Below are 25,071 nucleotides of genomic sequence, written 5' to 3'. Positions count from 1 at the left end.
CTGAGGAACACCATCATGAGAGTCTGTTACGTGCAGTCCGGGGGATTTGTCGGCGCGGTCAAAAGCTGCGAGGTGAACATGGCTGACCTTGAACAGCCATTGGTTGACCAAGTGAAGCGTCTGATGGAGGAACGCGGCCTGCAAAAATCCACCGATGCGGGCTCGGAGCACGCCCGTGACCAGAAGCAGTATGAGATCACGATTGAGGACGACACGAACGCGGTTTGCATTTCTTTCGATGAGCACAACATTCCTGAAGAGGCGAAAACGTTGCTGAGTTACCTTCAGAAACGTGCGAAACCGGGGAAGCTCTGAGCTGGCCTGGACTGGTTTTAAATAACTGCTGGAGATTCTATCCTGGCCCGCGGTCCCGGCCGGTACTACGGGATTGCTGGCCAACATAGAATCTCCCACAGGGTTCTGTGCAAATCTGAATGCACACTATGTTTAATACGCAAAACAAAGTAATGGCTATTTGATGCTATCCTAGGGATCGGATCCCATCCCGCAGCCTTCCATTCCGACCTTGTCGTTGCTGGTGTGCCGATCCAGTTCAGAGGACGAAATGATCGCACCCATCCTTGCTCTGTATTTCATTTCCACGGGAATATTGGTCATGGGCGCGTTCAATGCCGCGTTGCTGGCCCGCAACAGTGGTTACACCCGAGCCTGCGTCATGTTTTCCGCGACCTGCCTGGTCTTCGCTCTGTTTCAGGTTGCCTGTGCCGTCCAGTACTCAGCACACACAGTTCAGGCGGCACTGTCAGCCCACAAATGGGTCAACTTTTTCTCGCTGTTACTGGTCCCGCTGAGCAGCTACCTGATTGCCGCGCTGGAAAACAGACCCAGCGCTTACAGGGCCTCCTGGCTGATCGCTGGCGTGGCCGCTTTTGCAATTGCCTACAACGCCTACAACCCCTTGGGTTACCGATTTGAACACTTGTACTCCAATGGCTTGAGCACGACTGCCTGGGGGGAACGGCTGTTCATCCTGGCTGGCGAGCCGTCGGCGATTTATCAGGTCATACGCCTGTTGTCGTTCACTCTGCTGATCTGGATCACTCTGTTTTCACTCAGAATCAGAAAGAAGGCGGGGCCGCTCTCGAATATTGTGATCTGGACGTCCATTGTCCTGTTGCTGACCTCTACCGTCCTGACCAGCCTGGCCGATGCCGGAGTCGTCCAGGTGCCCTATCTAGGCGCCTTTGGCTTCCTGTTTCTGGCGGTCTGGTTTTCTGTGATGGTCAAGGCGAGGGTTTCCAGAAGCCGACGAGAAAAAGCACGTACTGATCGGGCGCTTGAACAGGAGATCTACAGCCACCGGATCGCTAACAAGCGCTTCGAGCATGCCCTTCACAACGATGCCCAGACTGAGTTGCCCAATCGTGCCGGAGCACTGGTCAGGCTGCAAAGCTTGATAGCCGTCAATAAACAGAATCAAACAAGGCTCGTGGTGTTCCTGCTAGAGCTTGATCAGATGGGAATCATCAATGGCACGCGTGGACACAAGGCAGGGGACCAGTTGCTGGTCAAGATTGCACAACGCCTGCAACTCACCACGCGCGACAGCGACCTCATTGCGCGGGTCGGCACTGATCAATTGTTAGTGGGCGCCAGCGGAGTCAAAAACGAAAATGGCGTTGCTCGTTTGCAGGAAAAACTGTCCAAGGCCCTGGCGTCATCTTTCGACATTGCAGGCAGCCAGCTGAAAATAACGTCCAGTGCCGGGGTCGCAGTATTCCCGGATGATGCCTGCCAGCCCGAGGATATCCTCGGCGCTGCCGAACTGGCACTGCACGAGGCCAAGAGCTTTGGCCCAGGCAACTTGCGGGTCTATCACCCTGCCATGAAAGAAAACATTCAAGAACGGGTTGATTTCGAGGCAGCGCTTGGCCTGGCCCTTGAGAAAAGACAGTTTTTCCTGTGCTATCAACCCCAGGTGCTGGCTTCGGATGGCCGGACTGTATGCCTTGAAGCACTCATCCGCTGGCAGCATCCGGACTACGGCCTGGTCATGCCGGATCGATTCATCCAGGTTGCAGAATCCATGGGCATCATTGCCGACATGGGTGCATGGGTTATCGAAACCGCCTGCGAGCAGCTCGCCCGCTGGCACGCCATGGGTTTCACCGACCTTAAAGTGGCGGTCAATCTGTCAGTTCAGCAGTTGCTGGTCAGCGAACTTGAGGCGACGGTCACCAGTGCGCTGGTGCGGCACAATCTGCAGGGCCATCATCTGGAACTGGAGATTACCGAGTCGGTGCTCATGCAGGATCCCGAGCGTTCCATCGAGCGGCTTGCCGATCTGCGTCGACTGGGCGTGCGCTTATCAATCGACGATTTTGGTACGGGCTATTCATCGCTGGGTTACCTGCGAGTCTTGCCGGTGCATGCCTTCAAACTTGATCGCAGCTTTGTCCGCGACATTGGCAAAGGCGGCAAGGATCTGGAGATTTGCGCTACCGCTATTGGGCTGGCGATCAACCTGGGTCTCGAAATTGTTGCCGAGGGCGTTGAAACCCAAGAGCAGATCGAGCAATTGCGCGCCCTTGGCTGCCACCTTTTGCAAGGCTACTTTTTTGCCAGACCGCTCAGTGTCGAGTCTACCAGTGACTTTCTTGCAGCCGAGCTCAAACGTCTGGAGAGCATCTCCTACGCGCCTTCCATCGCAATCTGAACTTCAAACCTTGTCCTGAAGAACATCAGACGTCGGCTTGACCAGCATCAGGAAGAGTCAGCCAGCAATAATGGCTTATTGGCATGTGAACGTCAGTCAGCGCCCGCGGTCCATCTTTCATGCCATTAAAAGGAACGGCTGAAAAATGGAGCCATATGCGCGTCAAAAAGGTATCTTCTCGCCCTTCGTTCTCTTGCGTTATTCTCCCCGGCCCGCGGCGTAGATGAGCACCACCTTGGCTGACACCACACCCTCTAACGATCTGATCATCTGCGAACATTGCGATTCGCTGTACGAGGCTGTTCCCCTGCAAAAGGGCGAGACGTCATTTTGCGCGCGTTGCGGTGCAGTTCTGGCACGCGCTCATCGCCTGAGTCTTGAACAATTACTGGCATTGACCATCGCCGCCGCAGTGCTGTTCGTCTTTGCCAACCTGTTCCCGGTAATCAGCATCAGCATGAAGGGCCTGAGTAATGAGGTCACTCTGTGGTCGTCCGTGGAGGCTCTTGCCCAGGGACGCATCACATTGATTGCACTGGTTGCCGGCCTCTCGATCATCTTTGCCCCCATGCTGCAGATCATTCTGCTGTTCTGGGTGTTGCTCCATGCGCAAAAGGGCCAGATAGCTCCGGGCTTCAAGAGGTGCATGCGTGCGCTGGAACATCTAAGGCCGTGGAGCATGCTGGAAGTCTGCATGCTGGGCATTCTGGTCGCGATCGTGAAACTGTCGGGCATGCTCGACGTGCATGCAGGCGTCGGCTTGTGGGCCATGGCCATGCTGATGGTGCTGATCATTCTGATCGCCGGTAAGCACACGCGTCGCCTTTGGACCGAACCGGGAGTGCCACGTTAGTGAACGGCATACCCTTCGCCCACGAACACGGCCTGACGCTTTGTCACATCTGCGGCTACGCTTGCCCGGAGAACAGCCACGAATGTCCGCGTTGTGAATCCCCGGTTCATACCCGCAAACCCAATAGTATTGCTCGTACCTGGGCGTTTTTGATTGCCGGACTGATTTTCTATATTCCGGCCAATGCCCTGCCCGTGATGTACACCACGATGTTTGGCAACAGCAGCCAGAACACCATCATGAGTGGGGTCATCGAATTTTTTAAAAGTGGCTCGTGGGATATTGCGCTGCTTATCTTCATCGCCAGCGTGGTGGTGCCCAGCATCAAATTCTTTGTCCTCGGCTTGCTGCTCATTACTTGCCAGCGTCGCAGTACCTGGGCCATGCGGGAGCGGGCAAAGCTGTATCGGTTTATCGAATTGATCGGCTACTGGTCGATGCTTGACGTGTTGGTGGTGGCGTTAGTGGCCGCCCTTGTGCAGTTTAATGAGCTCAGCACCATTGAGCCCAGAATCGGCATTCTGTTTTTTGGTCTGGTAGTGGTGATGACGATGTTCGCCGCCATGAGTTTCGATCCCCGGCTTATCTGGGACGCAGAGGTTGAAGATGTCTGACAATACCCTCCCCCCTTCTTCATCGGCCCCGAGCCGCCCGGATATAAAACGGCGGCGCCTGCGTGTTTCGCTGGTCTGGCTGGTGCCGATCGTTGCCGCGCTTATCGGGATCTCCATGGCGGTCAATAACTGGATGTCACTCGGCCCCAAAATCACTGTGAGCTTCCTGACCGCCGAGGGGCTGGATGCCAACAAGACCCAAGTCAAGTACAAGAATGTGGTCATCGGTATGGTCACGGATATCAAGCTCAGTGAAGACCGGACTCATGTTCTGGCAACGATCGAGCTGAACAACTCTGCGGGGCCGTTCACACGAGAAGACACTAACTTCTGGGTCGTACGTCCACGGATCGGTGCACAAGGCGTATCGGGCGTCGATACGCTATTGTCCGGTGCCTTCATCGGTGCTGACGCTGGCAGGTCGGAGAAAACCAAGACTGACTTCACCGGGCTGGAAACGCCCCCGCCTGTGGCCTTCGGGGAAAGAGGCAAGCGTTTCAAACTGCATACCGACGACCTTGGCTCACTGGACATCGGCTCGCCGGTTTACTACCGCCGCATTCAGGTCGGACAAGTCGTCTCTTACGAGCTGTCCAAGGACGGCAAGGGCGTCGACATTCAGATCTTTATCAACGCGCCCAATGATCAGTACATATCCACCGATACCCGTTTCTGGAACGCCAGTGGCGTGGATGTCACTGTGGGCACTGCGGGCCTGAAAATCGACACTCAGTCCATGGCTTCGATATTGTCAGGCGGGATCGCGTTCCGCGAACCGAACTGGAGCCCGGATGCCAAACCCGCGGACGAAAATGCCGAGTTCAAGATATTCGACGACCAGGCTTCTGCCCTCGCCCCACCCGATGGTGAGCCGAACTATATTCGTTTGCGTTTCAACCAGTCTCTCAGAGGCCTCGCCGTCAATGCGCCAGTGGATTTTCTGGGGGTTAACATTGGCCGCGTAGTATCTGTCGACCTCGATTATGACCCCGAGTCCCAGACGTTTCCGGGCGTGGTCGGTGCAGTGATCTACCCCAAACGCCTTGGCGCTGCACAAGAGAAACTTCAGCAAATGGGCGGTAGTGGTGACGTTGACGAACAATCGGCACGTATCCTCGGAGCATTTGTTGCCCGGGGCCTGCGTGCGCAGATCCGGACGGGCAACCTGCTGACGGGGCAGTTGTACATTGCGATGGATTTCGATCCGAAAGCGCCCAAGGTTGTGTTCAATCCTAAAAACCGCCCACTGGAAATACCTACCGTGCCGGGCAGCTTCGACAAGTTGCAGGAACAGTTGCAGGCCTTCGTCGAGAAACTCGGCAGACTGCCTCTCGATGACCTGGCGAAGAATCTCAACGGTAGTTTGAGTGAATTGCAAAAAACCCTGAAAACCGTAAACGGCACAGTCTTGCCGGAGATGCGTGGCACGCTGCAACAGGCGAAGAAAACACTGGGCACGGCGAATGACACGCTGTCCGAAGACTCTCCGGCACGTCAGCAACTAGGCCAGGCCATGGACGAGGTGCAGCGCACCGCGCGCTCGGTCCGGGTACTGACCGACTTCCTCAGTCGTCATCCTGAAGCATTGCTTCGTGGCCGTACTGGCGACGCCGCGCCGGGCTCTTACAAAGCCCCTTCATCATCCCGTGCCATCGACCTGGAGCCACAACAATGAGTTTGCGTTTGAAATTCATGGCCTTGGCAGCCGCGCTGGGGCTCAGCGCTTGCTCCTCGACGCCTACCCACTACTACACGCTGATTGCACCCATGGCTTCGAATCCACAGCCGATTGCGAGCCCGGCCCCATTTCAGTTCGAAATGCTCCCGGTGCTGATGGCCGTTCAGGTCGATCAACCGCCGCTGGTGGTGCGTCAGGGCAATGGCAGCCTGGCGATTCTGGACGCCGAGCGTTGGGGATCGCCATTGGGTGACGAATTCCACGATGCGCTGACCGGACAGCTGGAGCGTCGCTTTGGCAGTCGCGACATGGCGGGTTTGCCGAAGGATGCTTCAAAACCCGTCTTGTCACTGCGTACGGATATCCGCCGTTTTGAGTCAGTGTTAAGCCAATACGCACTGATTGATGTTGTCTGGACGCTGGGTTTGCGCAACAACGACGCAAAACGACAGAGCCTGACATGCAGCAGCATCATCCGCGAGCCTGCAGGCCAGGGCATGGAAAATCTGGTGATCGCTCATCAACGAGCAGTTTCACGACTGGCAGACAGCATCGCCAGAACCGCAGCAACCTGGTCGCAACAAACCAGCACACGCTGCCCTTGATACATTGAACGTCCTTTCGCGGCCCCTCAGTGGGCCGCTGTCATGGCATCCATTACGATGCACATTTATCGTTAACACCTCTGATTGATACTATCCTTCAACTAATTAACGTCTTTGGATCCACTTGAGTTGCATTTCGCTGTATTGTTAACATTCTTCAGGTGGAGTAAAACCACCGGACTGTCGTATCCGATTGATTTCATTATCTTTGCTGTAAATCTGGATCAGTCATATTCAACCCTGACAAGTTGCCGCCCTCAGGCGTGGCAATCCTCATGAATAACTGCTCGGAAAACCGCCATGACTAAAATCGGTCAACGTTTGAAAGAAGAACGCCTGCGCCTCAAACTGTCACAAAGTGCGCTGGGCTCGATTGGCGGTGTTGAAACAAATGCGCAAGGCAATTACGAAAATGGCTTGCGATACCCCAGAGCCGATTATCTATCCCGAATCGCCAACGGTGGCATTGATGTGGCCTATGTGGTGACAGGCCTTCGTTTGCCCCCCTTCAACGGCGATTCAGGCGTCAACGCACTGTCCTCAAGTCTGCCTGCTCGCGATGGCTTGTACGGCAGTGATCGTCTGGACAGCCTGATCGAACGCCTGCAAAACAACCTGCACGGCATCACCACCGACTTGTATCAAATCAGTCGGCTGGCTGACGCCAGCAGTGAATCAGGCAAGGCCGATAGCAGGAATACCCAACTCGAAAACATCAAGGGCGAGGCTGAAGCCATCGCACTGGCGACTCTACGCCTGATCTTCGTTACCTCACGTTTGAATTGATCAGATACCCTCATTTGAAGTTATTGTTGTAACGATTATCGCAAATAGATATATCCGTCTATTAATTAAGTTACTGCAGTAGTTAACGGGGCGTTGTCAGCGGTTCATAAGTCCGGCAAGCCCCACTGATGGATGGACATCCCGGCATTATTGAGCAGCACTTACCATCGCTCGCAGCAGCACTGCGCAGCCAGCCGCCAGATCTTCGGGTGTCGCGTTTTCGATTTCGTTGTGACTGATACCGCCTTCGCACGGCACAAAGATCATCCCCGCTGGTCCCAGTTCGGCGATAAAAATAGCATCGTGCCCCGCACCACTGACGATATCCATATGGCTAAGCCCCAGTTGCGCAGCTCCCTGGCGAACAGCGTCGACACACAGGCTGTTGAAGTCCAGTGGCGGAAAGTCTGCCGTGGGTGTCAGCTCATGGCTCAGGCCATGCTGGGCGCAGGTGCTTTCGATCACTTGCCGCAGCTCATCAACCATTGCCTGCAGCTTGTCAGCCTGAAGGTGCCGAAAATCAATGGTCATCTTCACTTCGCCAGGGATTACGTTACGTGATCCCGGATGGATATTCAGACACCCGACGGTGCCACAGGCATGAGGCTGACTCTGCAACGCAATGCGGTTGACCGCACTCACGACCTGCGCGGCCCCGACCAGTGCATCCTTGCGCAGGGACATGGGCGTCGGCCCCGCATGGGCCTCGACGCCGGTCAGGGTCAGATCAAACCATTTCTGTCCGAGACAGCCCATTACCACGCCGATGGTTTTTGCCTGATCCTCAAGAATAGGGCCTTGTTCGATATGTGCTTCGAAGTAGGCACCCACCGGATGACCGAGCACCGCCCTGCTCCCAGCGTAACCAATACGCTGCAGCTCTTCACCGACTACCAGACCTTGCTCGTCCTGCTTGGCCAGCGTCTCGGCCAGATCCAATTGGCCTACGAACACCCCCGAGCCCATCATGCACGGGGGGAAGCGCGAGCCTTCCTCGTTGGTCCAGACTACGACTTCCACCGGTGCATCGGTTTCCAGCCCCAGATCGTTTAGGGTGCGGATCACTTCCAGCCCGGCCATCACACCGAAACAGCCGTCGAACTTGCCGCCCGTAGGCTGAGTGTCGATATGGCTGCCAGTCATCACCGGTGCGCGATCCGGATTGCGTCCGGGACGCCGGGCGAAGATATTTCCGATGGCATCGACGCTCACCGAACAACCCGCCTCCTCGCACCATTTGACGAACAGATCCCGGGCCTGACGATCAAGGTCAGTCAGCGCAAGCCGACACACGCCGCCCTTGACCGTAGCGCCTATTTGCGCGAGGTCCATCAATGATTGCCAGAGGCGCTGACTGTTGATCAGCGGAGCATTGGAAGTAAGCAATGTTGTCGAGGTGAACGGGGTGGTCATGATGGTTTCTCCAGTGGGAAGCAACACCCTGGCAGGACCGGCTTCTGCCGGAGGACGGGATGTGTGATAAACGTGTCGATATGGGCTGGCCTCCTCGCGGCTAAAGCCGCTCCTACGGTTACATTTAATTAATTCGTAGGAGCGGCTTTAGCCGCGAGCGCATCAGCGATTCAGGATGTGTAACCGGCAATCTTCACCGCCAGCTTCACCAGGCTCAGATCACTGCCTACCGGGCCCATGAGTGAAATGCCCAGCGGTGCCCCGTCTTTCATCGTTAGCGGCATGCTCAATTGCGGCGTACGGCACAGCACAGATATCGCCAGCAAGTGATGGGAAATGCGCCGGGTCTCTTCGATCTCTTCATCCCTGGCACTGAGCAACGGCGCGATATCCGGGACGGTGGGCATCACCAATACGCGATTACCCAGCAACGATTGCCAGTGCGCCGCAAACCGTTCGCGCAACGCACAGGCGTCGTTGTACTGCTCGTCAGTGACCGCCTTTGACCAGGCGAAACGTGCCGCGACATCCGGGCCTAATGCCAGGCCTTCACGCTCGATCAACTCACCCTGCGCCTGCCAGGCCTCACGCCCCTGAATGTAACGGAACGCCCAATAAGCTTCGGTCAATGAGGGCAGCTCACCTTCGAGCTTTTCCAGGGACCCGCAACTGGCAGTAATTTGCGCAATGGCCGGTGCCAGTGCATCCAGCGATGCCTTGGGCAACAGGTCGAATAACGCCTCGCTGATCACCAGTTTCGGTGCCTCCGGCAATCGCGCCGAATCCTCACCCAGCAAGCACTCTCCTACCAGGCCGAACACCTTGGCGTCGCGGGCAAAATACCCGGCGGTGTCCATGCTTTCGCACAGCGCCTGAGTATTTGCCAGCGACACCCGGCCATGGCTCGGGCGCAATCCGAACAACCCGCAGTAGCTGGCCGGGGTTCGCACCGAACCGCCGGTGTCGCTGCCCATGGCGAAATCACACAACTTGTTCGAGACTGCCGACGCCGAACCCGACGACGAGCCTCCCGGAATCCGGTCGTGGGCAGCGCCGTTGCGTGGGGTGCCGTAGTGAGCGTTTTTGCCGCTCATTGAATAAGCCATTTCATTGGTGTGCGCCTTGCCCACCAGTTCGGCACCAGCGTCCAGCAAGCGCTGGATGGTCGGCGCAGTCAGCGTCTTGATCCCGGACATGGCCAACACATGGGGGTTGCCACCTCCGGTTGGATAACCCGCTACGTCAAACAGGTCTTTGGCGGCAAAGGTGTAACCCGCCAACGGGCCGCTGGCCGCACGGGGTACATCAACGTGGGGATAGGGCATGAAAGCAAACGCAGAATCGGTCATGTCATGGACTCACAAACGGAATGAACGGGGGCCTGACTCCAGTGATGGCAGCTCACGGAGTGCTCAGCAAAAATGTCCTCGATAGCCGGAACTTCGTTGCGGCAAATTTCACTGGCGCGCGGGCAACGCGGGGCGAAGGCACAGCCTGTCGGCAGATTAGCCAGATCAGGAGGCGCGCCGGGAATGCTGATCAAGCGTTCGCCTTTACGCAGGCCATCTTTGGGACGGGTACCGAGCAAGACCTGGGTATAAGGGTGCCGGGGGTTCTCAAGCAATTCGGCCAGAGGCGCCTGCTCGACGATGCGCCCGCCATACATCACTGCCACACGGTCCGCGACCTCAACGGCAGCACCAATGTCGTGGGTCACGAAGATGATCGAAAGGCCCAGTTCCTGCTGCAATTCGCGCAGCAGGATCAGAATCTGGATCTGCACGGTGGCGTCCAGCGCTGTGGTCGGTTCGTCCGCGAGCAAAATCTGCGGTTTGCAGGCCAGCGCCAAAGCAATCATCGCCCGCTGGCGCATCCCCCCCGACATCTCGTGGGGGTAGGCATCCAGACGCTGCTCGGGGCTGGGAATGCGCACATTGCGCAAGGCCTCAAGTGCCGCCGCGCGGGCTTCGGCTTTGGACATCGGCCGATGACGGCGCAGCGCTTCGACGATCTGCTGGCCAATGGTGTAAACCGGATCAAGCGCCAGCAACGGTTCCTGAAAAATCATTGACGCCACAGGGCCGCGCAGCGCCTGCAACTGGCTGCGGGACAGTTTCATCAGGTTCTGCCCGGCGATATCAATCTGTCCCTCGATGGTGGTCGAGCGCTCGGAATGCAGGCGCATCAAGGCTCTCAACGTGACGCTCTTGCCCGAACCGGATTCACCGATCAGCGCCAGGACTTCACCCTTGGCCACTTCCAGGCTGACGCCATTGACCGCTGATAACGTCTGCCCTCCACGTTTGAAACGGACCTTGAGGTCACGCACGGCAACCATGGGTTGTTCGCTCATGCCAGTGCTCCTCTGTGAATCAACTGCGCCGATGGACTGCGGCTGTGCCCTGCTCCCGGCTGGACCATCAGGCATGCCGCCTGATGCTCGTCCCCCGTGTCAGTCAGCACCGGAGCGGTCTGCGCACAAATCGCTTCCGCGTGTGGGCAGCGGGTGTGGAAACGACAGCCTGACGGCGGATTGATCGGGCTGGGCGGATCGCCGGACAACGGCGATACCAGCGTTCGACTGGCCGGATCCATGGATGGCATGGACGTCAGCAGCGCCTGGGTGTACGGGTGCTGGGCATCCGAGAACAACGCTTCTGCGGGGCCGATCTCAACGATCTCGCCCAGGTACATGACCATGATCCGGTCGGATAAATAGCGCACCACGTGCAAATCATGACTGATGAACACGTAGGTCAGTTGCAGGCTGTCCTTGAGGTCCAGCAACAGGTTCAGAACCTGCGCCTCAACGGACTTGTCCAGCGCCGAAACGGCTTCATCGAGGATCACCAGACGCGGGTCCACCGCCAGTGCCCGGGCGATGTTTACCCGCTGACGCTGCCCGCCGGAAAGCTCGTGGGCATAGCGACCGGCAAAGCGCGTCGGCTCCAGTCCCACCCGGCCCAGCAGGTCGCGGGCGCGAAGCAAGGAATCCTTCTGGCTAACGCCGTGTACGGACGGGCCGAACGCTACGGATTGCTCCATGGTCAGGCGCGGGTTCAGGGAGGAATAGCTGTCCTGAAAAACCATTTGCACCTGACGCCGGTAGTCTCGCAACGGCAATTGGAGCCCACCGACGCTCATGGCGTCGAAGACCAGTTCGCCGCTATCGTGCTCAATCAACTGCATCAACAGCCGAGCCGTGGTGGACTTGCCGCAGCCGGACTCACCGACCACACCAAGGGTTTCGCCCTTATGGACCACAAAGTTGATGCCATCCACGGCACGAACCACGCTGCGTTTACCCAACGCACCTTTGACCGGGAAATGCTTGACCAGATTTTCCACTTTCAGCAGTGGCTGCGCTGGACCGCCAATATCGCGCTTGGTCATCGTCAGCTCCTGATTGCCATGGCTGCCCGCAAACGGTCGGCGAGCACGTTGAAAGAGATCGAAGTGATGAAAATCATCGCGCCCGGCAACGCCGAAACCAGTGGCTGGGTGTAGATCGCAGTACGCAGGGTGTTCAGCATCAGGCCCCACTCAGGCTCCGGTGGCGTGACGCCCAGCCCGAGAAACGACAGGCCCGAAGCAAGGATCATCGACACGGAAATCAGTCCGGTGGTGAACACGAAAATCGGTCCCAGCACGTTGCCCAGCACCTGGGTGCGAATAATCGTGAATGAACCCGCCCCCGAGGCACGTGCCGCTTCGATGTAGTCCCGATTGCGCACCTGAGTAGTGACACTTTCGGCAATCCGCGCCACTTGCGGCACGAACACCAGTGTCAGTGACAGCAAGGCATTGTTGACCCCGGCCCCCAAGGCGCCCGAAAAAGCGATCGCCAGCAACACCGAGGGAAATGCGTAGAACACATCCACCGTGCGCATGATCAGGCTGTTCAGCCAGCCACCGAAGTAACCGGCAATCACCCCGATCGCGCCACCGATGAAAAAAGCGAAAATCACCGGTGTGATGCCCATGAACAGCGACAAGCGCGCGCCCAGCATCAGCCGCGACAGCAGATCACGGCCCAACTCATCGGTGCCCAGCGGAAAGCTTTCGGTGCCGATTGGCTTCAGGCGCTTGAACATGGAGGTGGTAAACGCGTCCCCCGGAACGATCCATGGCCCGAACACGGCCAGCAGCAGCAACACAAAAATGATCGTGCCCACGAATAACGCCACCGGATCCCGGCGCACGCGGCCGAACACTTCACTCCAGTAACCCGGCGAGCTCTCGACGGGTGCAATGACCGGCGCGGCCGGTCGCAATATCGACAGGTTCATGCTCAGCCCCTTTTGATACGTGGATCGAGCAACGTCTGCAGGATGTCCACCAGCAGATTGAGTGCCACGAAAAACAGCGCCAAAACCCAGATCGTGCCCTGCAGCAAAGGCAAGTCACGCTGGAAGATCGCGGAGTTGAGCAGCAAGCCGGTACCGGGCCAGGCGAATACCGTTTCCACCAGAATCGAGCCGCCCATCAAATAGCCGATCTGCAAGCCCATGACGGCCATCGCGGTGGGCGCGGCGTTTTTCACCACATGACGAAACAGGCCCCACTCACTGAGGCCTTTTGCACGCAAACCGATGATGAACTCCTGCGACAGTGTTTCCGCTACTTGAGCCCGCACGGTACGGGCAATGATCCCGGTGGGGATGACCGACAAGGTGATCGCAGGGAGAGTCATGAACTGCAGATGCGCCCAGTCCCATGCCCACGCGGCCTGCCCCAGCGGTCCGCCACCGGTCGCCGGCAGCCAGCCCAGTTGTGATGAGAAGATGATCACCATCAGCATGCCCAGCCAGTAGTGCGGCACGCTGACGCCCACTGCGGAAATGGCCGATGCCACACGATCAAGCCAGCTGTCCTGAAAGTAGCCGCCTACGAAACCAAACAGGCTGCCAAGGACAAAGCCGATCAACGTTGCCAGTAACGCCAGCCGCAAGGAGTAACCCACGGCGCCCATGACTTCGGCAGTGACCGGACGGCCGCTGGCAATCGACATTCCCAGATCACCCTGAACGGCGTGCCATAGCCACAGGCCAAACTGCACCGGCAGAGGTTTGTCGAACCCGTAGGCCTGGATCAACTGCATACGCAGCGCTTCGGACGCGTCCGGTGGCATCACAGAAACCAGCGGGTCGCCGGGTGCCATTTGCACGAGCATGAAGCACACCAGCGCCACGCCGAGCAAAATCGGCGTCGCCAGCAAAATGCGCCGCAAGATATAGGAAAGCATAAGGTCGCCTCACACAGGTAAAACACAAAATCCTGTTGGAGCGTGGCTTGCCCGCGAAGAACGATGACGCGGTGTATCTGATTTACCGCGTCGACCCATTCGCGGGCAAGCCTCGCTCCAACAAGTATTGCTTCAGGCTTCTCAGTCCTGTTTGGAGACCAGCGTCAGGTCGATGAACCAGCTCTGCGCAGGCACAACGCCTTTGATTTTTGGCGAAATGGCGCGTGGCCCGACGTCGTGCGCCACGTAGAGGAACGGAGCCTCATCAACGATGGCGGCATTGAGCTTGCCAGCCGCTTCATCCAGCGCTTTCGGATCGAAAGAGTTGCGCACGGTGGTGATCAACTTCTCGACTTCCGGGTTGGCGAAGTAGCCCCAGTTATTGGAGACCGGCGGGAACGCCTTCTCGCTGGCGAAGCGCACCATACCGAAGTACGGGTCCATGACCGCTGCGCTGACGTTGATTGCGTTAGCACCCTGCGCCGCAGGATCCTTGGCGCCCAGACGCCAGCCACTGAACAGGGTGTTCCACTCAGTGACGGCGATTTCCACATCGAAGTAGCAACCCTTGAGGCTCTGCTGAATGTATTCGTTCATGGGCAATGGCTGCATTTGCCCCGATCCGGACGCCGAAGTGAGGACCTTGACCTTGATCGGCTTAGCCTTGCTGTAACCCGCCTCGGTCATGAGTTTCTGCGCGGCTTCCTGATCGTATTTGATCTTGAATGCCGGGTTGCCGTACCACGGCGAATCTTTCTCATAGGTACCCGTGGCTTCCTGCATGTAGCCGCCCAGATAAGCCTTCAGTTCGCTGCGGTCCAGGCACAGGTTGGCAGCCTGACGCACGCGTTTGTCCAGCCACGGCGAACCCGGTGCAAAGGAGAACTGCCACGGCCACAGATGCGGCTGAGCATTGGAATAAATCTTGAAGTCCTTGCTCTTGATCTGGTCCATGGCGTCCGGTGCCGGTGCTTCAATCCAGTCCACCTGACCGGACAACAGCGCCGCTGTGCGGGCGTTGGCTTCTGGTAACGGGATCAATTCGACGCGATCAACCTTGGGCACACGCTTGGGGTCCCAATAGTCCGGGTTCTTGTCCAGAACCAGTACCTGACGCGGCACCATACGGTTCATCTTGAACGGGCCGGTACCCGAAGAATGGCTGGCGAACGCGGTCCAGGCTTGCTTGGAGCGCTCGGCCGGGTCAGTCGTGGCGGCTGGAACGGCCGCGAAATCTTTCTGCCAGGCCACGGGCGAAGCCATGAACAAGTTAGTCAGGTTGTACGGCAGCACGGCATCCGGCTCGCTGGTCGTCAGCTCGACGGTCAGGTCATCGATTTTCTTCGCGCTGCGCAGAGTTGGCATACGGGAAACGGTTACGCCAATCTGCCCAGGGGCGTACTGCGGAGCCTGCTTGTCGAGCACCTTGTTGACGTTCCAGACCACTGCATCAGCATTGAATGCCGAGCCGTCGTGGAACTTCACGCCCGGACGCAGCTTGAAGATCCACTTGGTGTGGTCATCGGGATTGACCGCCCACTCGGTAGCCAGCCCTGGCACTAACGCGCTGGGCTTCTCGCTCTGGGACAGATCCCACTCAACCAGCGAGTCAAAGATCGTGATCCCGGTAAAACGGTTGCCTTCATACCCCTGATCCGGCTGGCCATGGGTCAGCGGAATGTCCGCTGCTGTCATGGCGATCCGCAAGGTGCTATCGGCCATCGCGGCCAGTGGCGACAAGGCACCGATCGCTACCGAACAGGCCAGTGCCAGTCGGGTAAAACTACGTGCGCGGGTTACTGAAGCATGCGTCATGGCGAGTTTCCCATCAGTCAGGTAAGGAGAGCTGACAGGTGCAACGCAATGGACATACCAACTTTTTTCTCTGCAAATCGTGAAAGACCAATCGCGCAGAAAAAACTGATTACTTTCAGCAAGTTAAAAACCATTAAAAATCACTGAAAAATATTACCCAAACGTTTGGGTAGTGTTGCGCAGCGGTTCGTGCAATCTTTTGGTACGCAGCGCTCCATGCTGGCGCAACTGTCCTGATCTCATGGAAGCACAGGTCATGCTGCGCATACCCGTCGGCGAAATACGCGTTACGAGGCCTACTCCATGAACAGACGTCCCGCCACACTTCGCGGTATTGCCCAGCAACTCAACGTACATGTCTCAACGGTCTCGCGAGTGCTCAACGGCACCCTTGACCATGCAGGCAGGGCCGCGTCCAAAGACACCATCGAACGCATTCGCGCCCTCGCCGCCAGCCTTGATTACCAACCCAACACCCACGCCCGCACCCTGAAAACGCGGCACAGCCGCGAGATCGCGATTCTGGTTCCGAGGCTTTCCGACCTCGTGCTGGCCACGGTCTATGAAGGCATCGACGAAACCGCCAGCGCGCGACGCTACACCTCATTTGTTGCCAACACCTTCGACCGTCCGGAACGCCAGCGGGAACTGGCAGAGCGCGCGTTGGCGCGCAATGTTGAGGGCTTGATCATCAGTGACGTGCACTGCACCCCGGAGCCGGGGTTTCTTGAGGAACTGGCGGAGCGGCATGTGCCCTTCGTACTGGTTAGCCGCCGACGCGGTCAGCATTGCTCGGTGACCTCGGACGACGAAATGGGCGGTCGCCTCGCGGCCGAGCATTTATTTGCACAGGGCCATACAAACGTCGCAGTGATTGCCGGCGAAGTGCACAGCAGCAACTCAAGCGAACGTACCGCCAGCTTCGTGGACTACTACCGCGAGCGCGGCATCGACATTGCGCCGAAATACATTGTCCCCGGTCAGTTCGACAGCCAGGTGGGGTTCAGTACGGGAGAATATTTGCTGAACCTGCCGCAACCGCCAACGGCGATTTTTGCCGTCAACGATTTTCTGGCCATCGGCCTGTTCGGTGCGCTGCGCAACCGCGGCCTGGTGGCCGGACGGGACATCGCCGTGATCGGCTACAACGACACGCCACTGGCTGCTCACCTGCAACTGACAAGCATCAGCACCAGCATGCATGCCCAAGGCGTACGTGCGGTTGAGACCCTGCTGCAACGCATAGCGGGTGAACCGGTGCAGTCGCATCGGTTTCCGGCAGTGTTGATCGTGCGGGATAGTAGTTGTTGTCAGGAGCATACCCAATACTGACTTGAAACACGCCTATCAAACAGTATTCAACCATATGATTTGGAATGCTTTTTTAACTGTAGGAGCGCGCTTGCCCGCGATTCGGTCTGTCAGTCAATAAATGTATCGGCTGTGCCAACGCTATCGCGGGCAAGCGCGCTCCTACAGGTCCAGTGTCAGATGCGCGACAGCGCGACGCCCAAAGGAAAAGCGTTCCAATTCACGCAGTGGACTTGCCGGTGGTCAGCGTCACCCAATAACGCGTCCGGGTTTGCACTCGCAATGGCAGGGTGGCGGCAAGCAGGAACAATATCTTGTCGGTGTCATCAAGGCGGAAAGTGCCGGTGACCTTTAGCGACTCCAGCGCGGGCTCCCAACGCAGAACGCCCGGACGGTAGCGGCTGAGCTCCTCCAGAAAACGTCCCAGTGGCTGATTTTCAACGCTGAGTACGCCCTGACGCCAGCCGGGCTGACGGGTATCAAAAGGCTGCACAGAGGTAATCGATTCGGCGCTCATGATGGCTCGTTGGCCAGCCTGTAGTTGCATGGACGGGCCCTGTTGCGGCGTGAGTTCCACCGTGCCGCGCCACACGGAAACCTGACAGCTTTGCCCGTATTGACGAATACACAACTCCGCACCAGTGGCGAACACCTGCCCTTGAGCCGTCTTTATGGTCATCGCCGGAACATTATCGGCCAGGTTAAGCGCCATCTCGCCCTCGACCAGCGACAGCAACCGCCTGCCCTGCTCCAGATCCATGTTCAACGCTGATGCGGTACTCAGCTGCAGCAGGCTGCCATCCGGCAAACGAAGATCCCGCCGCTCGCCCGACGCAGTGCGAAGATCAGCGCGCCAGGCGGCAACCGGGGTCTGTTGAGCCAGCAACCAGCCCGCAGGCAACAGCGCGGCGACAATCAAGGCGCGCTTGAGAACGGCACGGCGTCCGGCGTCAGGGCGGTCAAGGCTGGCCATTGCCAACTCAGGTGGCAGCCCGGCAAACCGCTGACGCAAGCCCTGGGCTTTCTGCCAGGTCTGCTCGTGATGGCTGGACTGCTCACGCCAGCGCTGTAAACGCGCCCGGTCGTCGGCATTGGCGCTACCGGACTCCAGCAGGACCAGAAAGTCTGCTGCGTCTTCAGCAATCTGCCGGGACGGCACCGCGCCGCTCATAGCTCGACCATCAGACAGTGGGTGTAGGCCTGAGCCATGTAACGTTTTACCGTTCGCTCGCAGACCTGCAAGCGTTCTGCAATCTGTGCGTAGCTGAGACCCTCGAGTTGCGCCCAGAGAAACGCCCGGCGTACCGGCAAAGGCAGCGCATCGAGCAATTCATCCAGTGCCTGCAGGGTTTCCAGCAAGACCCAGCGTTGCTCAGGTGAAGGAATCACGTGTTCAGGCAACGTCGCCAGCGCCTGGAGATAGGCCTGTTCGACGTTGCGACGCTGGTAATGGTTGATCAACAGGCGCTTGCCCACCGTCAACAGGTAGGCCCTCGGCTCACGCAATGAAGCCAGAGGTTCGCTGTGCTGGCTGGCCAGTACCTTGACGAACGTATCCTGACTTAAATCGGCAGCATCCCATGCATTGCCAAGGCGACCGCGCAGCCAGCTTTCCAGCCAGCTGCGGTGATCGCGGTAGAAACTTTCCAGGGTGGGCTCCAATGGCCCTGCTGCTTCCCTCATCGTCAACCGCTCACTGTGAGTCACTACTTAAAATGAGAATCATTCTAAGTAGTTCAGAGGCGAGCGCCAACTTTAATTTATTGAGGGGGGTTGGGTTTGTAGAAGGAGTTTGCAGTGCGAGCCTGAACTTGCGGAGCCTGAATCGCTGGCAAGCCAGGCTCACAAGTTCTGCGCAATCACGTAGGACCGGCTTCAGCCGGGAGGACGTCGGGACATTCGCCAGATATTCTTCGGCAGAAATGCCGCCCTCCCGGCTGAAGCCGGTCCTACGAGATCAAAACCAAGCCTGCAGGCCAACATGGAATTTCCCACAGGAGGAACGCGGTCTCATGCTGGAGCCTGGCTTGCCAGCGATGCAGGCACTAAGGTCTATCTGCAATCACCGCCTCAGCGCCGCTTCATCCGGTCAATGATCACCGCGAGCAACAGAATCGAACCGCGAATCACGTACTGGTAGAACGTATCGATATTCTTCAGGTTCATCGCATTTTCGATGATCGCCAGGATCAAAACGCCGGCAATCACGTGGCGAATCATGCCAATCCCGCCGCTCAGCGACACCCCGCCCAGCACACACGCCGAAATCACTGTCAGCTCAAAACCCTGGCCAATCATCGGCTGACCGGACGTCATCCGCGACGCCAGCACGACGCCCGCCAGCGCACCGATCAGACCATGTACCGCAAAGATAATGATCTTGGTGCGATCAACATGCACACCGGCCAGCAATGCTGCTTCCTGGTTACCACCAATGGCCAGCGAATTACGGCCGTAAGTCGTGTAATTCAACAGCCAGCCGAAAAACGCAAAACACACGATGGTGATCAGAATCGGCACCGGCACGCCGTACAGCTGGCCGTTACCGAACACGAAGAAGTCTTCGTTTGAAACACCCACCGCCTTGCCGTTGGAAAAGATATACGCAAGGCCACGAACAATCTGCATCGTCGCCAAGGTCGCGATCAGTGCGTTGATGCGCAGCTTGGCAATCACAATGCCGTTGATCAGCCCCACCACCAGCCCCATGGCCAGGGCGGCGGAGATACCGAGAAACAGGCTGTCGGTATCGCGAATCACAATCCCGGCGATCACCCCTGAGCAGGCCAGCACCGAGCCGACCGAAAGATCGAAATGCCCTGACGCCAGACAGAACAACATCGTGCAGGCAGCGATGCCCACCGTGGAGATCGCCAGCCCCAGGCCGCGCATGTTCAGGGGGGACATGAAGTTATCGATGAGAAGCGTGCAAAGCACGAAGATGCCAACGGCGGCCATCAGCATCGCCCAGTCATCAATGAAACGACGCACGTTAAGGCCCTGACGTGGAGCCGTCAGACTGGATTCGGTAGACATACGCACCTCTTTCTTGTTTTTCATTCTTGTTTTTCTGCTTGTGCTACGCGTAGCGGGTCCATGTCAGACACGGGTTCGCGGCAAGGCCAGTTGCAACAGACGCGCTTCATCCGCTTCGTCGCGATTCAGCTCGCCGGTGATAGCGCCTTCACTCATGACCAGAATCCGGTCGGCAATACCCATGACTTCCATCAAATCGCTGGACACCACAATCACTGCGATACCGTCGGCTGCCAGGTTATGAATGATCTGGTAGATCTCGGACTTGGCGCCGATATCGATGCCTCGTGTCGGCTCATCCAGCAGCAGGACTTTCATGGGCATCGACAGCCAGCGACCGAGAATCGCCTTCTGTTGGTTGCCCCCGGAGAGAAACAGCATCTGCTGATCCGGCGAAGGCGTTTTGACGTTCATCGCCTGAATCTGATGTTTGGCGTTGCTCTTCTCCCAGCGTCCCTGAATCAGGCAGCCCATCGTCACATGGCGTGGACGCGCACCAATGTTGATGTTTTCGGCAACGCTGGAGAGCGGCACGATGCCTTCTTTCTTGCGGTCTTCTGGGCATAGCAGGATTCCCGCGGCAATCGCATCACGAGGGGAACGCAGTTCGAGGTTCTTGCCGTCAATCTGCAACGTGCCGGCCTTGCTGCGCGTCAGGCCCGATAACATGCGGAACATCTCGGTACGACCAGCACCCACCAAACCAAAGAAGCCAAGCACCTCACCTTTTTGCACGGCGAAAGTGACGGGTTCCTGCAAACCCGGGCCAAGCAATCCAGTGACCCGCAAGCCGGGCCCTTGATGCTGTCGCGGCCGGTAGTTGTAGATATCCTGAATATCCCGGCCGACCATGCAGGTCACCAGCCGGTCGTGATCCAGTTCAGCCATGTCTTCGAAGGTGCGCACGAAGCGCCCGTCCTTGAACACTGTGACCGCATCGCAGACCCGGAAGATTTCTTCCATGCGATGGGACACATAAAGGATCACCCGGCCTTCATCCCGCAGCTTGACGATGATCGCCATCAAACGATCGATTTCCCGTGCCGACAGACTGCTGGTGGGCTCGTCGAATGCAATGACATGGGCGTTACGCGACATGGCCTTGGCGATTTCAACCAGTTGCCGTTGGCCAAGGGACAAGTCACCGAGCCGGGTCGACGGATCAATCTCGTCGGCCAGCCCTTTGAGCAGCTCCCGCGCCTGACGCAACATGGCGCGGCGGTTGACCATGCCCCAGCGGCTCGGCATGTGCCCGAGCAGCAGGTTCTCGGCCACGGACATCTCGGGGACCAGTTGCAGCTCCTGGTGAATGACTGCAATACCTGCGGCAATGCTGTCGGCAGTGGATTTAAAGTTGTAGGCCTGGTCACCTATCGACAAATTGCCGCTACTCGGCTGATAAGAGCCGCCCAGTATTTTCAGAAGCGTGGACTTGCCCGCTCCGTTCTCGCCCATCAGCGCATGAACGCTGCCGGGACGCGCTTCAAAGGTAATCTCCGACAGTGCGCGCACGCCGGGAAAGGTCTTGCCGATGCCGTTGAAGCGCAGGCTGCCTGCGGGTAGTTGTTGCTCAATGGCTGCTGGTTGCATGGAACCTCCTGTCCGGATCAAGCCGCGATTCCCTGTAGGAGCTAGCTTGCTTGCGATGGCGCCGGGTCAGTCAACACTTCATTTGCTGATACACCGCTATCGCGAGCAAGCTCACTCCTACAGGGTTTCCGGGTGCTAGAGAGTGCGCACCTCGCACACTCTCACTTCCAGAGACCAATCTTGGTCAGCACTTCCTGGAAGTTCGCCCGGGTAATCAGTGTCACGTCATCCATTGCCGTGTATTTAGGAGGCTCCTCGCCGGTGGTTACCCACTTGTACATCTGCAGCGCGGTGTTGTAGCCCTCTTTATCCGGGCTTGGCAGCATCGAGCCGAAGAAGCCGCTTTCTTTCTTCTTCAATTCATCGATAGCGTCAGTGCCATTGATGCCGATGCCAATCACATTGGCAGGCTTGAAGCCCGCGCCAGCCGTTGCACGCACACCACCTAGCACGGTGTTATCGTTCATGCCGCCAATGATCAGGTTCTTCGCGGCTGCAGGCAGTTTAGCCAACGCCGATCCGGTGGAATCCATACTGCCAGGTACGTCGAGGGTCTTTTGCGCAGTAAAGAGGATATGGTCTTCCGGGAAGCCGGCTTTCTTCAGCGCATCCACCGAGCCTTCGGTACGCTTCTTGCCGGTATCCAGCTCGTTGTAGGTGTTGATAATCGCGTAGGTTTCTTTCCAGTCCCAATTACGATTCTTCGCTTCAGCGGCCATGGCTTCGCCCTGTTTCTGGCCGACCTCGTACGCGGCCATGCCCAGATACGGGACGTCTTCCATGAACTTGCCACTGGCGTCGACAAATCGATCATCCACGGCCATGACTTTCAGGCCATTGGCTTTGGCTTTGGCAACAATTGCAGGGCCAAGGGATACATCGGGCGGGCAGATGACGAAGCCTTTGGCACCGTTGGCGGCCAGGCTGTCGATAGCGGAAAGGGTTTTTTCACCGTCGGGCACGGCAATTTTGATCACTTCGAAACCATGGTCCTTGCCTGCTTTTTCAGCAAAGGCCCATTCGGTCTGAAACCACGGCTCTTCGGCCTGTTTCACGAGGAAACCGATTTTGACTTTGTCAGCGGCAGATACACCACCCGACAGACCCAGCACAGCAGTGGCAACAGCGGCACAGCAAAGGGAACGGATCCCATGACGACTCAACATAGCTAACTCCTTATTTTTATTGAATAGCTACAGCGTCCAGCAATGAGTTGTGTTGAGGTCATCCGCACCCGAAGGTAATCCGGAACGACATCAAAACAAGAACAAAACAGTCATATCATATTATCAATGACCGGAATGTAACCTAGTGTCACGCCTCCTAAAGCACCGACATGGAACGCTCCTTTTCAGGTAATAAAACAAGCTTTTTGCTTACAACCGTCAGCCAGCGAAACGCGTCGATGGCAAACCCTTGATACCGACATTTGTCGCCAATAGCGCACCGTCAAATTGACCATGCGCATCGCCCGGCTCCGCGCTGGTGACATACAGCGTGGTCATATCAGGACCGCCAAACACGCAGCTGGTGGGATGACTGACCGGCAACTCTACGATCCGGTCAACACTGCCGTCCGGCGCAAAGCGGATCAGGCAATTACCGCCCCAGCGTGCATTCCATACGTAGCCATCGACGTCCATCGCCGAGCCGTCCGGAACGCCGCGGGCATGCTCCGCAGCCCAGATCGAGCGCACCCCAAGATTTCCATCGACAAGGATCGGGTAGCGATAGATCACCCCATCAAGACTGTCGGCGCTGTAAAGCTCATCGCCCTTCCCACTCCATAACAGGGTGTTGACGATGCCTTGGCCTTCGAGCAAAGACGTGACGGAGCCATCGGTATCAATTCTGAACAAACCGCCAGAACGCCGGGTGATCGCCAGATCACCGCCCTCCTCGTCGAGATTGTTCTGCATGGACCCCAGCCACAAGCGGCCATGGTCATCGCAACGGGCTTCATTGGCGCGATTACCGTCAACCGGGTCGGCCTTGCAAAACAGGGTGAGGTTTGGCGTATAGCCAGGAGAATCCAGGTCAAGGCGGTAGACGCCGCTGGCCAGCGTTACCAGCGCATCGCCCCGAAGAGTAGGGATAAAGGCCGAAACAGGTTCGGGCAGATGCCATTGCTGATACTGCTCTTCGAACAGGCGACAGGCCAGTCGGGCCGCGATGTCGACCCAATACAGGGTCTGGGTTTCTGCGTCCCAGAACGAGCCTTCGCCCAGCATGAAACGGTGCGCTGAAACAGGCAGCCATTGCATATGAAAGTGTCCTTTATTCTTGTTTTTTATAGGTGCTTCTTGGTACGTCTTATAAATGCATCAGGGTGTTCGGTCATCAGTACAACGTTAGTCGGTGAAGCTGTTTGATGCCAAAGCCTGCCGGGCAAACGATTCGGCAATCACCCCGGCAGCCTGCTCGATCAACGTCATGCAGGCCCACACGCCGCGCGCTGCATCACGACTGGCAATCGCGTCGGAAAGATCCTTATGCAGTGGCAAGGTTTTACCCAGCTCACCCGGTACCGCCGACGACACTTCGAACGACACGGCCAGCAACGCCCCCAGCGCAGGCAGCATTTGCTCGATGAAGCGGTTATGGCTGGCTGCCAGAACCGCCTCATGGAAACGTCGGTCAGCCAGGTTGTAATCGCCCATGTCCGCTACCGATACTGCCAATGCCGCATACGCCGATTGAATCTCGCTGATCTGCTCAGCGCTGGCCCGCTCGCACGCCCAACGCACCGCCATGGGCTCGATAGTCCTGCGCAAATCCAGCAGGTCCTTCACAAAATCTTCCGGCAGACCTTTGCGCGCCAGCCAACTCACTACTTGTGGGTCGAACAGATTCCAGCTGCGCAACGGCAAAACCCGTGTGCCCACCTTGGGCCCTACTTCCAGTAGTCCCTTGGCAACCAGTGTTTTGATCGCCTCACGAATCACCGTACGGCTTACACCCAATTCTTCAGCCAACACCGCTTCGACTTTCAGCACCTGACCCGGCCGCACATTACCCGCCGCGATCCACGCCCCCAGCCAATCGACTGTAGACGCATGAAAATTACTGCTCATGTGATGCGCCTCACTACGCGGCCATTCCGCGAATTGAGGCTAATCATCACATGATTGGCTGTCAAACCTTAACCAGCACCGCCACACATCTCCGTAGGAGCGGCTTCAGCCGCGAGGGCATATTCATGCCGACACACGTGCATCGGCAGTGCGGGCCCTCTCCCGGCTGAAGCCGGTCCTACGATAAACGTTGCCTGATCACCGTCGTAGGAGCGGCTTCAGCCGCGAGGGGATATTCCCGCCGACACGCCTGCATCGGCAGTGCGGGCCCTCTCCCGGCTGAAGCCGGTCCTATGTATGGACTCGCCCCTACTTTCAACCCGCTTTTTGAACACTGCTACCCGGTTGCATCTATGTATAAGGCCTATTCGAGG

Annotated in this window: 22 protein-coding genes; 8 read left to right on the top strand and 14 right to left on the bottom strand. The window is 57.7% G+C overall.

Annotation, left to right across the window (positions count from 1 at the left end; translation table 11 throughout):
* The first annotated feature begins 15 nt into the window (after positions 1 to 15).
* From AO242_RS16180 to AO242_RS16150, 7 genes are all read left to right on the top strand, one after another.
* Positions 16 to 315: a protealysin inhibitor emfourin gene (locus AO242_RS16180; RefSeq protein ID WP_099269533.1), complete on the top strand. Its 300-nt coding sequence runs from the start codon at positions 16 to 18 to the stop codon at positions 313 to 315.
* Positions 316 to 565: 250 nt separating this feature from the next.
* A complete protein-coding gene (locus AO242_RS16175; protein ID WP_099269532.1) occupies positions 566 to 2,677 on the top strand; it encodes a putative bifunctional diguanylate cyclase/phosphodiesterase in 2,112 nt (703 codons plus the stop codon).
* A gap of 223 nt (positions 2,678 to 2,900) precedes the next feature.
* Positions 2,901 to 3,530 (top strand): paraquat-inducible protein A, encoded by a 630-nt coding sequence (locus AO242_RS16170; protein ID WP_099269531.1) that lies wholly within the window; start codon positions 2,901 to 2,903, stop codon positions 3,528 to 3,530.
* The gene (locus AO242_RS16165) at positions 3,530 to 4,144 is read left to right on the top strand and encodes a paraquat-inducible protein A (RefSeq protein WP_027900796.1); all 615 of its coding nucleotides are present in this window, start codon (positions 3,530 to 3,532) and stop codon (positions 4,142 to 4,144) included. The genes AO242_RS16170 and AO242_RS16165 overlap by 1 nt, the downstream gene beginning before the upstream one ends.
* Positions 4,137 to 5,819, top strand: a complete 1,683-nt coding sequence (locus tag AO242_RS16160; protein WP_099269530.1) for a PqiB family protein — start codon at positions 4,137 to 4,139, stop codon at positions 5,817 to 5,819. Before AO242_RS16165 ends, AO242_RS16160 begins: the two co-directional genes overlap by 8 nt.
* Positions 5,816 to 6,427 (top strand): PqiC family protein, encoded by a 612-nt coding sequence (locus AO242_RS16155; protein ID WP_099269529.1) that lies wholly within the window; start codon positions 5,816 to 5,818, stop codon positions 6,425 to 6,427. The genes AO242_RS16160 and AO242_RS16155 overlap by 4 nt, the downstream gene beginning before the upstream one ends.
* A 300-nt stretch (positions 6,428 to 6,727) precedes the next feature.
* On the top strand, positions 6,728 to 7,213 hold the full coding sequence (locus tag AO242_RS16150; protein ID WP_099269528.1) for a helix-turn-helix domain-containing protein: 486 nt from the start codon (positions 6,728 to 6,730) through the stop codon (positions 7,211 to 7,213).
* A gap of 147 nt (positions 7,214 to 7,360) precedes the next feature.
* Here AO242_RS16150 and AO242_RS16145 read toward each other — a convergent pair whose 3' ends face one another.
* The 7 genes from AO242_RS16145 to AO242_RS16115 all read right to left on the bottom strand — a co-directional run bounded on the left by AO242_RS16145 (position 7,361) and on the right by AO242_RS16115 (position 15,686).
* The gene (locus tag AO242_RS16145) at positions 7,361 to 8,626 is read right to left on the bottom strand and encodes a Zn-dependent hydrolase (RefSeq protein ID WP_099269527.1); all 1,266 of its coding nucleotides are present in this window, start codon (positions 8,624 to 8,626) and stop codon (positions 7,361 to 7,363) included.
* Between the two features lie 170 nt (positions 8,627 to 8,796).
* Complete coding sequence (locus tag AO242_RS16140) at positions 8,797 to 9,975, bottom strand: amidase (protein WP_099269526.1); 1,179 nt, start codon at positions 9,973 to 9,975, stop codon at positions 8,797 to 8,799.
* Positions 9,972 to 10,979, bottom strand: coding sequence for an ABC transporter ATP-binding protein (locus AO242_RS16135; protein WP_099269525.1), 1,008 nt, complete (start codon positions 10,977 to 10,979; stop codon positions 9,972 to 9,974). Before AO242_RS16135 ends, AO242_RS16140 begins: the two co-directional genes overlap by 4 nt.
* The gene (locus tag AO242_RS16130; RefSeq protein WP_099269524.1) at positions 10,976 to 12,019 is read right to left on the bottom strand and encodes an ABC transporter ATP-binding protein; all 1,044 of its coding nucleotides are present in this window, start codon (positions 12,017 to 12,019) and stop codon (positions 10,976 to 10,978) included. The genes AO242_RS16135 and AO242_RS16130 overlap by 4 nt, the downstream gene beginning before the upstream one ends.
* A 2-nt stretch (positions 12,020 to 12,021) precedes the next feature.
* A complete protein-coding gene (locus AO242_RS16125) occupies positions 12,022 to 12,915 on the bottom strand; it encodes an ABC transporter permease (protein WP_099269523.1) in 894 nt (297 codons plus the stop codon).
* Between the two features lie 2 nt (positions 12,916 to 12,917).
* The gene (locus tag AO242_RS16120; RefSeq protein WP_099269522.1) at positions 12,918 to 13,871 is read right to left on the bottom strand and encodes an ABC transporter permease; all 954 of its coding nucleotides are present in this window, start codon (positions 13,869 to 13,871) and stop codon (positions 12,918 to 12,920) included.
* A 141-nt stretch (positions 13,872 to 14,012) separates the two neighbouring features.
* Positions 14,013 to 15,686, bottom strand: a complete 1,674-nt coding sequence (locus AO242_RS16115; protein ID WP_099269521.1) for an ABC transporter substrate-binding protein — start codon at positions 15,684 to 15,686, stop codon at positions 14,013 to 14,015.
* A gap of 303 nt (positions 15,687 to 15,989) precedes the next feature.
* Here AO242_RS16115 and AO242_RS16110 point away from each other — a divergent pair, with 303 nt between their 5' ends.
* Positions 15,990 to 17,018: a LacI family DNA-binding transcriptional regulator gene (locus AO242_RS16110; RefSeq protein ID WP_099269520.1), complete on the top strand. Its 1,029-nt coding sequence runs from the start codon at positions 15,990 to 15,992 to the stop codon at positions 17,016 to 17,018.
* Positions 17,019 to 17,217: 199 nt separating this feature from the next.
* Here AO242_RS16110 and AO242_RS16105 read toward each other — a convergent pair whose 3' ends face one another.
* The 7 genes from AO242_RS16105 to AO242_RS16075 all read right to left on the bottom strand — a co-directional run bounded on the left by AO242_RS16105 (position 17,218) and on the right by AO242_RS16075 (position 24,697).
* Positions 17,218 to 18,168: a FecR domain-containing protein gene (locus AO242_RS16105; protein WP_099269519.1), complete on the bottom strand. Its 951-nt coding sequence runs from the start codon at positions 18,166 to 18,168 to the stop codon at positions 17,218 to 17,220.
* On the bottom strand, positions 18,165 to 18,680 hold the full coding sequence (locus AO242_RS16100) for a sigma-70 family RNA polymerase sigma factor (RefSeq protein ID WP_099269518.1): 516 nt from the start codon (positions 18,678 to 18,680) through the stop codon (positions 18,165 to 18,167). Before AO242_RS16100 ends, AO242_RS16105 begins: the two co-directional genes overlap by 4 nt.
* Before the next feature lie 387 nt (positions 18,681 to 19,067).
* Positions 19,068 to 20,033 (bottom strand): L-arabinose ABC transporter permease AraH, encoded by a 966-nt coding sequence (gene araH / locus AO242_RS16095; protein ID WP_027902022.1) that lies wholly within the window; start codon positions 20,031 to 20,033, stop codon positions 19,068 to 19,070.
* A 63-nt stretch (positions 20,034 to 20,096) separates the two neighbouring features.
* The gene (gene araG / locus AO242_RS16090; RefSeq protein ID WP_099269517.1) at positions 20,097 to 21,623 is read right to left on the bottom strand and encodes an L-arabinose ABC transporter ATP-binding protein AraG; all 1,527 of its coding nucleotides are present in this window, start codon (positions 21,621 to 21,623) and stop codon (positions 20,097 to 20,099) included.
* A 161-nt stretch (positions 21,624 to 21,784) separates the two neighbouring features.
* The gene (locus tag AO242_RS16085; RefSeq protein WP_099269516.1) at positions 21,785 to 22,789 is read right to left on the bottom strand and encodes a substrate-binding domain-containing protein; all 1,005 of its coding nucleotides are present in this window, start codon (positions 22,787 to 22,789) and stop codon (positions 21,785 to 21,787) included.
* 219 nt (positions 22,790 to 23,008) lie between these two features.
* Complete coding sequence (locus AO242_RS16080) at positions 23,009 to 23,887, bottom strand: SMP-30/gluconolactonase/LRE family protein (RefSeq protein ID WP_099269515.1); 879 nt, start codon at positions 23,885 to 23,887, stop codon at positions 23,009 to 23,011.
* Positions 23,888 to 23,974: 87 nt separating this feature from the next.
* A complete protein-coding gene (locus AO242_RS16075) occupies positions 23,975 to 24,697 on the bottom strand; it encodes a FadR/GntR family transcriptional regulator (protein WP_099269514.1) in 723 nt (240 codons plus the stop codon).
* Positions 24,698 to 25,071: the final 374 nt, after the last annotated feature.

This window comes from Pseudomonas sp. ICMP 561 (genome assembly GCF_002699985.1).
GTDB lineage: Bacteria > Pseudomonadota > Gammaproteobacteria > Pseudomonadales > Pseudomonadaceae > Aquipseudomonas > Aquipseudomonas quasicaspiana.
This window is presented reverse-complemented; position numbering and strand designations above follow the sequence as displayed.

What these genes read in the sequence shown, in the direction of transcription:
- AO242_RS16085 (WP_099269516.1), bottom strand. Translation starts at nt 22,789, where the DNA reads ATGTTGAGTCGTCATGGGATCCGTTCCCTTTGCTGTGCCGCTGTTGCC.
- AO242_RS16140 (WP_099269526.1), bottom strand. Translation starts at nt 9,975, where the DNA reads ATGACCGATTCTGCGTTTGCTTTCATGCCCTATCCCCACGTTGATGTA.
- AO242_RS16160 (WP_099269530.1), top strand. Translation starts at nt 4,137, where the DNA reads ATGTCTGACAATACCCTCCCCCCTTCTTCATCGGCCCCGAGCCGCCCG.
- AO242_RS16075 (WP_099269514.1), bottom strand. Translation starts at nt 24,697, where the DNA reads ATGAGCAGTAATTTTCATGCGTCTACAGTCGATTGGCTGGGGGCGTGG.
- AO242_RS16115 (WP_099269521.1), bottom strand. Translation starts at nt 15,686, where the DNA reads ATGACGCATGCTTCAGTAACCCGCGCACGTAGTTTTACCCGACTGGCA.
- araH (WP_027902022.1), bottom strand. Translation starts at nt 20,033, where the DNA reads ATGTCTACCGAATCCAGTCTGACGGCTCCACGTCAGGGCCTTAACGTG.
- AO242_RS16175 (WP_099269532.1), top strand. Translation starts at nt 566, where the DNA reads ATGATCGCACCCATCCTTGCTCTGTATTTCATTTCCACGGGAATATTG.
- AO242_RS16170 (WP_099269531.1), top strand. Translation starts at nt 2,901, where the DNA reads ATGAGCACCACCTTGGCTGACACCACACCCTCTAACGATCTGATCATC.
- AO242_RS16100 (WP_099269518.1), bottom strand. Translation starts at nt 18,680, where the DNA reads ATGAGGGAAGCAGCAGGGCCATTGGAGCCCACCCTGGAAAGTTTCTAC.
- AO242_RS16110 (WP_099269520.1), top strand. Translation starts at nt 15,990, where the DNA reads ATGAACAGACGTCCCGCCACACTTCGCGGTATTGCCCAGCAACTCAAC.
- AO242_RS16155 (WP_099269529.1), top strand. Translation starts at nt 5,816, where the DNA reads ATGAGTTTGCGTTTGAAATTCATGGCCTTGGCAGCCGCGCTGGGGCTC.
- AO242_RS16180 (WP_099269533.1), top strand. Translation starts at nt 16, where the DNA reads ATGAGAGTCTGTTACGTGCAGTCCGGGGGATTTGTCGGCGCGGTCAAA.
- AO242_RS16120 (WP_099269522.1), bottom strand. Translation starts at nt 13,871, where the DNA reads ATGCTTTCCTATATCTTGCGGCGCATTTTGCTGGCGACGCCGATTTTG.
- AO242_RS16150 (WP_099269528.1), top strand. Translation starts at nt 6,728, where the DNA reads ATGACTAAAATCGGTCAACGTTTGAAAGAAGAACGCCTGCGCCTCAAA.
- AO242_RS16145 (WP_099269527.1), bottom strand. Translation starts at nt 8,626, where the DNA reads ATGACCACCCCGTTCACCTCGACAACATTGCTTACTTCCAATGCTCCG.
- araG (WP_099269517.1), bottom strand. Translation starts at nt 21,623, where the DNA reads ATGCAACCAGCAGCCATTGAGCAACAACTACCCGCAGGCAGCCTGCGC.
- AO242_RS16125 (WP_099269523.1), bottom strand. Translation starts at nt 12,915, where the DNA reads ATGAACCTGTCGATATTGCGACCGGCCGCGCCGGTCATTGCACCCGTC.
- AO242_RS16105 (WP_099269519.1), bottom strand. Translation starts at nt 18,168, where the DNA reads ATGAGCGGCGCGGTGCCGTCCCGGCAGATTGCTGAAGACGCAGCAGAC.
- AO242_RS16080 (WP_099269515.1), bottom strand. Translation starts at nt 23,887, where the DNA reads ATGCAATGGCTGCCTGTTTCAGCGCACCGTTTCATGCTGGGCGAAGGC.
- AO242_RS16135 (WP_099269525.1), bottom strand. Translation starts at nt 10,979, where the DNA reads ATGAGCGAACAACCCATGGTTGCCGTGCGTGACCTCAAGGTCCGTTTC.
- AO242_RS16130 (WP_099269524.1), bottom strand. Translation starts at nt 12,019, where the DNA reads ATGACCAAGCGCGATATTGGCGGTCCAGCGCAGCCACTGCTGAAAGTG.